The 10,719-nt window shown below is 61.2% G+C and carries 9 protein-coding genes; all 9 read right to left on the reverse strand.

All coding sequences use genetic code 11. From position 1 onward, the window contains the following. Positions 1-47 precede the first annotated feature (47 nt). The 9 genes from NUW23_12960 to NUW23_13000 all read right to left on the reverse strand — a co-directional run bounded on the left by NUW23_12960 (position 48) and on the right by NUW23_13000 (position 10,617). Positions 48-1,220, reverse strand: coding sequence for an ABC transporter substrate-binding protein (locus tag NUW23_12960; protein ID MCR4427069.1), 1,173 nt, complete (start codon positions 1,218-1,220; stop codon positions 48-50). Between the two features lie 51 nt (positions 1,221-1,271). Further along, positions 1,272-2,441 (reverse strand): ABC transporter substrate-binding protein, encoded by a 1,170-nt coding sequence (locus tag NUW23_12965; protein MCR4427070.1) that lies wholly within the window; start codon positions 2,439-2,441, stop codon positions 1,272-1,274. 215 nt (positions 2,442-2,656) lie between these two features. Beyond that, a complete protein-coding gene (locus NUW23_12970) occupies positions 2,657-3,838 on the reverse strand; it encodes a 4Fe-4S binding protein (protein ID MCR4427071.1) in 1,182 nt (393 codons plus the stop codon). Continuing rightward, positions 3,839-4,933, reverse strand: a complete 1,095-nt coding sequence (locus tag NUW23_12975) for a Gfo/Idh/MocA family oxidoreductase (GenBank protein MCR4427072.1) — start codon at positions 4,931-4,933, stop codon at positions 3,839-3,841. Then, positions 4,926-5,921: a phosphoglycerate dehydrogenase gene (locus NUW23_12980; protein ID MCR4427073.1), complete on the reverse strand. Its 996-nt coding sequence runs from the start codon at positions 5,919-5,921 to the stop codon at positions 4,926-4,928. Before NUW23_12980 ends, NUW23_12975 begins: the two co-directional genes overlap by 8 nt. Positions 5,922-5,950: 29 nt before the next feature. Then, the gene (locus NUW23_12985) at positions 5,951-6,853 is read right to left on the reverse strand and encodes a MurR/RpiR family transcriptional regulator (protein ID MCR4427074.1); all 903 of its coding nucleotides are present in this window, start codon (positions 6,851-6,853) and stop codon (positions 5,951-5,953) included. A 3-nt stretch (positions 6,854-6,856) separates the two neighbouring features. Then, positions 6,857-8,128, reverse strand: coding sequence for a nickel-dependent lactate racemase (larA, locus tag NUW23_12990; GenBank protein MCR4427075.1), 1,272 nt, complete (start codon positions 8,126-8,128; stop codon positions 6,857-6,859). A 24-nt stretch (positions 8,129-8,152) separates the two neighbouring features. Next, positions 8,153-9,604 carry a gluconokinase gene (locus NUW23_12995; protein ID MCR4427076.1) on the reverse strand — a complete coding sequence of 484 codons (1,452 nt, stop codon included), beginning with the start codon at positions 9,602-9,604 and terminating at the stop codon, positions 8,153-8,155. Between the two features lie 38 nt (positions 9,605-9,642). Beyond that, positions 9,643-10,617, reverse strand: coding sequence for a zinc-binding dehydrogenase (locus NUW23_13000; GenBank protein ID MCR4427077.1), 975 nt, complete (start codon positions 10,615-10,617; stop codon positions 9,643-9,645). Between the last annotated feature and the right edge of the window lie 102 nt (positions 10,618-10,719).

The raw sequence follows: 10,719 nt of genomic DNA on the forward strand, positions 1-10,719 counted from the left end.
GCCGCGCCATAGGGACGCGGCACGCCGCCATCTGGGTTCTCTCAGGGTCAGTTGCCCGGATAGATCAGCTTCTGAGGCACGGCACTGCCGTCTGCTTCCCACTTGAATATCCAGCACGGCATGTTGACAGGCCTGTGGGTATTGGGGTCGATCGTGATAGTGCCGTCGCCCTGCATCACTTTGACGCCCTTCACGCCCTCGAGGGCCTGCTGGATGGCTACGGGATCGGTTGACCCAGCCCTCCTGATGGCGTCGACCGCGATGTGGACGTTGTCGTACCCGAAGAACACGTTCAGAGTCTGGATCGGCTCGCCCCACCGCTTCTCGTACCTCGCAATGAAGTCACTGAACCTGGGGTCACCGATATTCAGATTCTGGATGAAGTAGACACCAGCGACTACGTCCTTGCCACCCGCGGCCTCCACGAATGGAGGAACGGAGAGGGTGTTAGCCCCAACTATCACAGACTTGATCCCAAGCTCACGGGCCTGTTTGACCTGGAGCCCGGCTTCCTGTGCGTACTGCGGGATGTAGATTGCATCCGGGTTGGCGGCCTTTATCTTCGTGAGCTGGGCCTTGAAGTCGAGCACACCCATGGGGTATTCGACATACTCCACGACCTTGCCGCCGTTTTCGTTGACGTAATCCCTGAACGCCTCGGCCTGGGATGTCGCGAAGGAGTTGCCCTTGTTCACTATGCATGCCGCGGTCTTGACACCGAGTTCCTCCATGGCGAACCTGGCCACGATGTGACCCTGCTCGATGGAGCTCGGTTGTGCCAGGAAATGGAACTTGTTGACCTTGCCCGGTTCAGGCACGGTGACCTTGGGCTCCATGGCGTTGGAGACCAGCGGTACCTTGAGCTGCTCTGCCACCGGCGCGATGGCAAGATTGACGTTGGAGAAGTTGGTGCCAATGATGACAGACGCCTTGTCCGTCTGGACGAGCTTGCGGTAGGCGGACACACCCTCCGCAGGCTGGCCTTTGAAGTCGTAGGTTATGAGCTTGAGCTGCTTTCCAAGAACTCCACCGGCGGCGTTGATCTCCTCAACTGCCATCGTGGCACCATTGCGCTCCTGGAGTCCTTGCTGGGCTGTAGGGCCAGTGAGCGCCGCGATCTCGCCGATGATAATCACGTCGGCTCCCACCGACACTCCGACCTGCAGCATGAACAGGCCCAGGGCGAATGCAAGTACCGTGGAAATGAGCCTCTTATTCACGTGCGCTGCACCTCCGCAATCTGCTGTGAGTTGAACCGAACATTCCCTGGGCTACTCGCCGGGGTAGATGAGGCGCTCAGGGACCATGTTCCCGTTCGGTTCCCACCTGAACACCCAGGACGGCATGTTGACCGGCTGATGGGTCTTGGGATTCATGGTGAAAAGCCCGTCGCCGGCGAGGATCGGGACGTCTTTTAGGGTCTCGAGCTGGTCGCGGATGGCGTGAGGCTCCGCCTTGCCCGCAAGCTCGATGGCCTTTGCGATGAGGTGGATGTCGTCGTAACCGAACAGGGTATGATAGGTTACGACCTTCTCGCCGTAGCGCTTCTCGTAGTTCTTCTGGAACTCTGCGAACCTCGGGTCACCGAAGTTCACATTGAACAGGAAGTAGACCCCGGCCGCGTTGGCTATCCCGCCGCATGCGTCCACGAAGTTGGGGTCAGAGAGACTGTTGGACCCGAGTATGGTCGCCTTGATCCCGAGTTCCCTGGCCTGACGCACCTGCAGCCCGCCGGGCTGGGCGTACTGAGGCAGGTACAGGATCTCAGGCTCCTTGGCCTTGATCTGAGTGAGGGGTGCCCTGAAGTCCACGGTGCCGCCGGCGTACTCCACGTAGGCGACTACCTCGCCGCCCTGGGCGCGGAAGTAGTCTCTGAACGCCTCGCCCTGCGAGGTGGAGTAGGAGTTGGACTTGTCCACAAGGCACGCGGCCTTCCTGAGGCCGAGGTTCTCGTAGGCGAACCTCGCCATCATCTGCCCTTGCTGGGTCGATGACGGCTGTGCCAGGAAGGTGTAGGTGTTCACTTTCCCGGGCTCAGGCACAGTCACCTTGGGCTCGATGGCCTGCCCGATGATGGGGACCTTCTTCTGCTCCGCCACCGGGGCTATCGCGAGGCTGATGTTGCTGAAGTGGGTGCCACCGATCACTACTGCGCGGTCCTGGTCGACGAGCCGGCGATAGGCCGCGACGCCCTCATCCGGCCTGCCCTTGTGATCGTAGACGATCAGCTTGATCTGCCGGCCGAGGACTCCGCCCTTGGCGTTGATCTCCTCAGCTGCGAGCACTGCGCCATTTCTCTCCTGAGTCCCCCACAGGCTGGTCGGGCCGGTCAGTGCGGTGATGAACCCCACGACTATGGGGTCATCCTTTGCTGACGTCATCAAGGGGACGAGAGTGAGAACCATGGCCGCAACTAGCAGAACCGTAGTAAACCGTCTCATCTTTCGACTCCTTTCCCTATGATCTCTTCAGGATGATCTCTTCAGGTGCGACACTTTCCCAGAAGTGTCCCGCAAGTAGTTCGCCTTGTCCCAATAGTGCCGTGACTCTCATAATCGCCTGGTTCTAGCCGGACACCACCATCTCCTTTGCTGTGTGATGGACGGAAGGTGTTCTCGCGCTGGGAAACCGCGACCCTCCAAACGCAACTCTGGTTTCAGGCTTTCACCATGTCGATGGCCCCGACGGGGCACACCCCGACACAGATAGCGCAGCCGACGCACGCCGCGGGATCGAGTGCCGGCTGGCCGTCCCGCTCGACGATAGCATCACAATGGCCGAGGCCGACGCAGCTCAGGCAGTTGGTGCACTTCTCCTCGTCGATCCTCGCGACGACCTCCTCGACATTCAGGTCTTTGCTGCGCTTGAGGTAGGGAAGGGAGAGCCCTATGATCTCCTCGAAGGATGAATAACCGTGGGACTCGATGAACCGCTCCATGCCTTCAGTGATCTCGCGGATGACCCCGAACCCCCTCCACATAGGTTCGGTGCACGCGGTCACGAGACGCGAACCCCACATCATGAACATTATCGCATCCTGCCAGGTGGCGAGACCGCCTCCGCCTATGATCGGGATCTTGACCGCACGGGCAGCCTGAGCCACGAGCGCGAAGGACTGTGTCAGGACACACGGGCCACCCAGGCTCCCGAAGGACGCGCCGTCGAGGAACGGGTAGAGCGGCCGGCCGCCGTTTTCAATGTCCACTCTGGGAAGGGAAGTCTGGCCGCCCGCGAGGCAGAGGCCGTCAGCTCCAGCCTCTTCGCACGCTACCGCGGTCTCTGCGATGTTGCCGACGTTGGGGGTGAGCTTGGGCACTACCGGTATTCTGACCGCCTCTTTGAGGGCTTTGACGACCTTGTAACAGACCTCGGGGTTCTGGCCTGCCGCCGCGCCGTATGAGGTGGTGACGGCATCACCCATTCGCTTGGCCGAGAAGGTCAGATTGGGGCAAATCAGGTTGAGCTCGAGAGCGTGGGCTCCGGCTTCCTGAAGATCCAGAGCGAGTCTCTGCCAGCCCTCGATATCCTCGCCTATGTGGCCCATGTTGACGAACACGACCAGGTCAGTCTGTTCCCGGGCGGCCTGAACTAGCTCGATGCCCTCTTCTTTATCCAGCCTCCGGTCGTGGCATACTATGCTAACTTCTCCGGGGACCGAGTACATCCGGAGCTTCCCCATCCAGGGTTGTTTCTGCAGCACGAGCTTGAGGGAGACGGCTGCGGCCCCATTGGCCTCGCACTCCTTGAGCTTGCGTAAGGACGAAGTAACGGGACCCGATGCCACGACGAACGGGTTCTTGAGGGTCAGGCCTGCGAAATCGATAGCAGTGCTGGCCACCTACAACAGCTCCTTTACGAGTTCTTGCGGGTCGACGGCGCGCCCCTCACGGGACGACGTGTACAAGGCTTCGATGACTGCCAGGGCTGCGAGGCCGTCCTCGCCGGAAGCGCCGGCCGGAGGCGGAGTCCCGTCCATGACGCACTGGACGAAGGCAGCAATCTCGTCCTCGTACCCGAGTGAGGCTTCCTCGTCCACGGCAGGCCTTGTCCAGCCGGTCGACATGTCTGCTTTCTCCAGCACGTATGAGTAGCCCACCTGGCTGTAGACGGTGATGGGGGAGCCCATGGTCAGTTCGATATGGATGTTTCCGCGAGTCCCGTAGATCTCAATCCGATCGTCCATCCCACCGAGGGTGATGTAGTTGCCCTCGATCAGAGCCCTGACACCGTTCTCCAGCGTCAGAATGCCCGCGCCCCAGTCTTCGCCCTCGAAGTCCCGGTGAACGAGGTTCTTGTCGAGGCCTTCCGTGACCTTTCCCATGACATCCCGGACCTCGGACCCGGCAAGCCAGCGCACGAAGGCCGCCGGATGGATGGCGAGGTGTATCATGGATCCCCCTCCACACGTCGCCACCTTCTTCGCGAACGGGGAGTGGGACCCAAGATGCGTCTCCTTGGCCTTGATGAAGAGGATGTCTCCAATGGCGCCTTCATCGATGATCGCCTTGGCCCGGCGAATCGCCGGAGCGAAAAGCCAGTCCTCCGCGTACATGAGCTTCACCCGCCGTTCCCGGCACGTCTGCACCATTTCGGCGCCGTCCGCGAGGTTGGTGGCAAGGGGCTTCTCGCATACGACGTGCTTGCCGGCTGCTGCGGCCGCCATGACTACCTCATGGTGGAGGAAGTTTGGAACACACACCGAGACCAGGTCTATGTCGGCCTGGTTGAGCATGTCCCGATAGTCCGCGTACCTGCCTGGTATCCCATACTTGTCGCAGAACGGGTCAAGATTGTCGATGGCGGCCGCCGCCACCACCTCGGCGTGCGCGCATCGGGCGTAGGCTTTTGCATGCAGTTCAGCTGCAAACTGCGATCCCACAATTCCCACTTTGACTCTCTGCTTCTTCTGGATCGAATCCAATGTCTCATGCACCCCCGGGTGACCGCCGGTTGTCCCCGGCGAATACTTCTTGGTTCGCCACGTGCTCCGGGCGCCTGCCCTCGAGCACATCGATGAGGTTATGTGCAGCCATGAGCCCCATTGCGCTCAAGGTCTCGTAAGTGTATGACCCCATGTGGGGAGTGGTTATGACGTTCTCGCACGCCAAGATCTCGCTTCCCGCCGGAGGTTCGTGGGAGAATACGTCGAGGGCTGCCCCAGCGATCCTTCGATTCCGGAGGGCGTCGCACAGGGCCCCCTCATCCACTACTCCGCCTCTGGCGGTGTTGATCAAGTAGGCGCTGGGCTTCATCATTGCCAGCTCCTTTGCGCTGATCAGCCCGCGTGTCTTGGGACCCAGCGGGACATGGACTGTCACGAAGTCAGACTCCGAGAGCAGAGTACGAAGGTCCACGTAGCTGCCACCTGTTGCCCGGGCAAGCTCGAGATCGGGAGCGATGTCTGAGAACAACAGGCGCGCCTCGAACCCCGCCAACCGTTTCGCAACCGCGCGCCCGATCGCTCCGGTACCGACTATGCCTATGGTCCTCTGCCAGACCGATCTCCCGTAGATCTTCGCCCACTTGCCCGCTTTGGTGAACTGGTCCGCCTCGACTATCCGGCGAGCGCAGGCCAGGATGAGGGCTATGGTCAAATCTGCAACTGCCTGAGTGTTTGCACCGGGAGTGTAGGTGACCACGATCCCGGCGCGAGTGGCCGCATCAAGGTCCACGCTATCCAGTCCGACCCCGTATCTTGAGATAACGCGAAGTTCAGGACACCTCTCTATGACGTCGGCAGTGAACCGGTCCAAACCCGCGATGGCGCCCACGCACTCCTCGAGCGCGCACACCAGAGCCTCGCCCTCGAGCGGTTTGCCCGACGGGTTGCCCCGAAGATCGTAGCCCTTCGCGAGGAGCAAATTCCGGGCCTCTCGACATGCGGTATCGAACGATGTGGAGGAGATCAACACTCTCGGCATGAACCGATCACTTCCTTGCGACGTATGCACTAGAAACGCTTCCCGGCCACGGCTTCACGGGTCAGCCTGAGGCTGCCCAGGCCGTCGTTCCCGCGCTTGAGCATGACTCCGATGTAGAGGGAGTCCAGCAGGCACAACTGGGCGATGCGCGAACGGAGTGACTCGCTCTTGAACGTCTCGCCGGCGGAAACCCAGAGGGTTATGTCACACATCTTGGCGAGTGGGCACCGGGCGAACCCTGTGATCAGGATGGTGAACACCCCACGCTTGTGCGCCTCTGCAAGCGAATCGTAGATGTCCTTGTTGCTTCCGGAGTAGGACACGGCGACGACAACGTCTTCGGGCGTCAGGAGGGCCGCCGACATCACCTGCATATGTGGGTCCTCGTAGAAAGACGTCGGGATCCCGGTCTTCAGGAACTTGTGATGCGCGTCCTTGGCCACGGCCGCGGATCCTCCAACCCCGTACCATTCGATGCGGCGGGCACGCGCGAGCCGGTCGATGGCGGTGTCCAAGTCTGCGCGGTCGAGGATCTTGAGGGTGTCCTCGAGTCCTCGCGTGGTTGCCTGAAACACTTTGGCGCAGATCGTCCAGCCGTCGTCGGCTCCCGTTGCCGCCTCGTAAAGCTGTTTCGATTCTGGCAGGGTAGACACCGCGAGGGCTATCTTGAGCTCCTGGTAACCCCGGAACCCCAGGCGCCGGCAGAGCCGCGAGACTGTGGCCTCAGAGGCTTCGCTTCTCTCAGCGAGCTCAGTGATGGAGAGGTACACAACCTCCGATGTGTTGGCCACGATGTAGGCAGCTACTCGCCGTTCCGCCGCACGAAGCGATGGAAGCAGGCCCTTGAGTCTAGCAACCCCTGAGCTCAGAGCCCGGTGTTTTTCCTCGATTTCGTCCCGGCTGGTAACCATGTCACAGCCCGCTTGGGTCATCGCTTACTCGCCTCCGATCGCGAGAATGTCTCCTCCGTGCTTGAGGACCGCAACCTCAGCACCGGACCCCACTTGTGCGAATGCCTCCCGGAGAGCATTTTGGGCACTGTTCGCATGTCTGAGGTGCAGCCCTCGGGCCATGTCTTCCGTTATGCCAGGCGACACGATGATGCAGGTCGCCCTGTCCGCGGTCACCCGTCCGACATGAACCAGGTGGGCCGCGACTGTGAGGTCGGTTATGACACCGGATTCCACCAGAACGCGGACTTCCTCATAGCCCCTATATCCGAACTCCAGGACCTGAGGGTGGGTAGGAGAGACACCCTCAGGGCATGGGGTCACCAGTATCACAACTCCGCCCTGGCGGACCGCGAGCTCGGAACTGTAGATGCCTTTGCCGGCCTGCCACATGTCAACGTCCGCGGGGTAGGAGTCGATTAGGACGATGTCCGCGAGCCTGGGCATCCTGACACCATATACATCGAAGGAAACTTCACACCCAGCGCGGTGGGCGGCCACCGGATCGCCGAACACCGCCCCGATGATGCGTTTTCGAGCGTCCTGAATCACGTTGAAGATGGCGGTAAGGCCGGCCCGCCTCGCGACTGCGTCCATCTCGCGGCGCACCGGGTTGTCGGCCACACCCAGGATCTCTGCCCCCGAGAACTGCGCGGATGCCCAGTGGGTCTGGCCCGTGGTGACTTCGCCGCTCACCCCGGGCTGGATTATCTTGGACCCGCCGCTGTATCCGGCGACCCTGTGAGGCACGATCTGCCCCAGTCCGATTACGTAGTCAGCCTCGGACAGCCTGCGGTTGACCCAGACCTCCGTGCCGAGCTGTGTATCCTCCAACTGCACCAGGGCTGATAGGTCGTGCGCGTCGTGGTTGATGATCCGATAACGCCCGAAGATGTCCGGGCCCACCTTGGCCAGGATCTCGTCTTCAGTCATTGGCCGGTGCGTGCCGAGTGCGACGAGGATCTCGATGGATTCATCTCTGACCCCCGCCCGGTGGAACTCCCTGAGCAGAGTGGGGAGCACCGCATCGGCCCTTGTAACTCTGGTGTTGTCGTCTATCAGGATGAGGACCCGGTCCCCCGGGCGAACCGCATCGGGAATCGGGGAGGCAGGCCCGATAGGATGGGCGAGCGCGCGCTCGATGACAGCCGCCTCGGGCTCTCGCTCCTCCACCTCGCGGGGGGAGAACACCCCAAGCAATCTGTCGTCGGGGACTTCCACAGGTTCCGCCCATGGGTACGGGAACTCGATCTTCACGATACAATGACCCTCCAGTCGCGTCTAAAAGAGGTCCGAAACCCTCTCGTAGACCTTCTCAAACTTGGAGAAACCTTCAGAATAGATCCGGTGACGCGTCATATCTGGCTCGACCGAACGGGTAATCGTTACCGCGTTTCGGACCTCTTCAACGCCTGTGATCGCGCCCAGGGCCGCCATGCCCACGACCGCCGCCCCGAGCGCCGAGCCCTCACGCTCCGCGGGAACCGAAACAGGCCGCCCGAGAGTGTCAGCCGCCATCTGAACCCACTCCGGGGAGTTGACGAACCCGCCTGTGGCACGGACCTCCTCCGGCTCGCCTACGACTTCCGAAAGCGCGCGGTAGACGGAATACATGCGGTATATGACGCCTTCCATCGCGGCCCGAATGAAGTGCGCGCGAGTGTGGGCGAGCTCAAGCCCGAACATGACCCCACGCGCGTCGCCCCGCCAATGCGGACAACGCTCCCCCGTGATCAGGGGAAGGAAGATCAACCCTTCGGACCCGGGGGGCACGGAGGCGGCCTCCCGCCCTGGATCAGGCGACTCTCCAATTACCCTCTGGACCCAATCGAGCGCGATGCCGCCGTTGTTGATGGATCCTCCAGGGACGTAAGCGCCCTTGCGAAAGACGTAGCACCATGTCCGCATGGAGGGCAAGTCGAGGACAGGAGCTTGGGAGAATACCCTGAGCGCGCCCGAGGTCCCTATCATAAAAGACATCTGTCCGGGCTCAACCGCGCCTGCCCCGATGTTGGAGAGCATCCCGTCCGCCGCCCCGATGATTACGGGAGTGTCGGAGAAAAGACCCGTCGCTGACGCCGCCTCGGGAAGCAGAGGGGAGACTTGCTCGAATACGTCCGTGACCTGGGGAAGCATATCACGGTCGATGCCCGCATAACCCAACAAATCGTCATCCCAATCCATGGTGTATATGTTGAACAGGCACGTGCCCGACGCGACAGACACGTCCGCCAGAACCTGCCCGGTCATGCGGAAGAGGACGTAATCCTTGATGGAGAAGAACCGCGAGGTCCGCGCGAAGAGCTCTGGCGCCTCCCTGCGGAACCACATCACCTTAGCCAGGGGATACATGGGATGAACCCGACACCCGGTCCTCCTGTAGATCTCGTGGGCTCCGAATTCCTCTTCGGCTATGCGGACACAAGCTGTGCTCCGGGTATCCGCCCAGATCAGCATGGAGCTGAGAGGGCGGCCGAGCTGATCCACTGCGAAGAGAGAATGGAGAACTGAACTTATGGCTATGCCCCGGATCTCATTGGGTGTGGATCCGGAATGGAGCACAGCCCCTGCGATGGATCGGATACATGCCTCGTAGATCTCGTCGGGGTCCTGTTCAGCCCATCCCGGCTGGGGAGAGTGAACAGGGTACTTCTCTGAGGCTGACCCGAAGAGGTTGAACTCTTGATCGAACACCATCGCCCGGGTGCTCGTGGTTCCTATGTCGAGGCTCACAATGAGGGGACCTCGTGGCTTTGCCATCTACGGCGCACCTACTCTATGCCGATCTTCACCTGGGACGGGTCAGTATCATACCTGTCGAACGCGGCTTGGATCTGCTCCACGGGGTATACGGCGGTAATGAGAGGATCCAGGCTGAGCTGCCCTGACTCATACAGGGAGAACCCCCGGGCCGCCCACGGCTTCTTCTCGGGGTACCCGCCGATCTTGGTCACCACTGGTTCGAGGGCCTTCACATGCCACACATTCCAGTCTATCTCGCCTCGGCCGGTGATCCATCCGTAGAGGACCAACCGGCCCGACTTGCGCAGGACTGCGGTAGCTTGGTCTATGATGCGGGTCATTCCGACAGAATCGACTGCGATATCCACCCCGGCGCCGTTCGTGGCGTCCATTATGGCTTTTACAGGGTCTTTTTTGAGCCCGTTCACGGCCATGTCCGCACCGAGCTTCTTTGCGAGAGCCAGCTTCGTGTCATCGACGTCCACGATGAACACTTTCTTTGCCCCGCTGGCCCGAGCTATCTGGGCGATGACTTGGCCCGCGAATCCCACACCGAACACTGCCACGGTGTCGCCGAGTCTGGTCCCTGTGTGATAGCCCGCGTGCACCGCGCACGCAAGCGGCTCGGCAAGCGCGCCTATGTGGGTTGGGATCCCGTCCGGGATGCGTTGCAGGCACTCGACCGGCGCCGACGAGTAGTCTGCAAACAGCGGAGTTGCGCCTGACGGAGTGATCAGGACATCCGCATAGACTATAACCCGGTCGCCGGGTTTGTAGCCTTTGACTCCGGGGCCGACGTCGACGATGGTTCCGCCGCCCTCGTGCCCGAGCTTCTTGGGGAGAGTGACGTAAGAGGGGTACCTGCCACGGAAGTAGTGCAGCTCACTTCCGCAAAGATAGGACCTCTCCACCTTAACGAGAACAAAACCTTCAGGCAGACCGACTTCCGTCGTCTCTACCGCCATCTTGCGAGGCTCTACCAAAACGGCCTGGCGTGTCTTCACGCGGATCGCCTCCCAACCGTGCTCTTGGGACTTCACTTCGACAGAGACGAAAACTATCCTTCTTCTTGAGAGGGGGAAATGAAAAGTATTTTCGGGGGCATG

The sequence above is a fragment of the Bacillota bacterium genome (genome assembly GCA_024655925.1).
In the GTDB taxonomy this organism is placed as follows: Bacteria; Bacillota; DTU025; order DTU025; family JANLFS01; genus JANLFS01.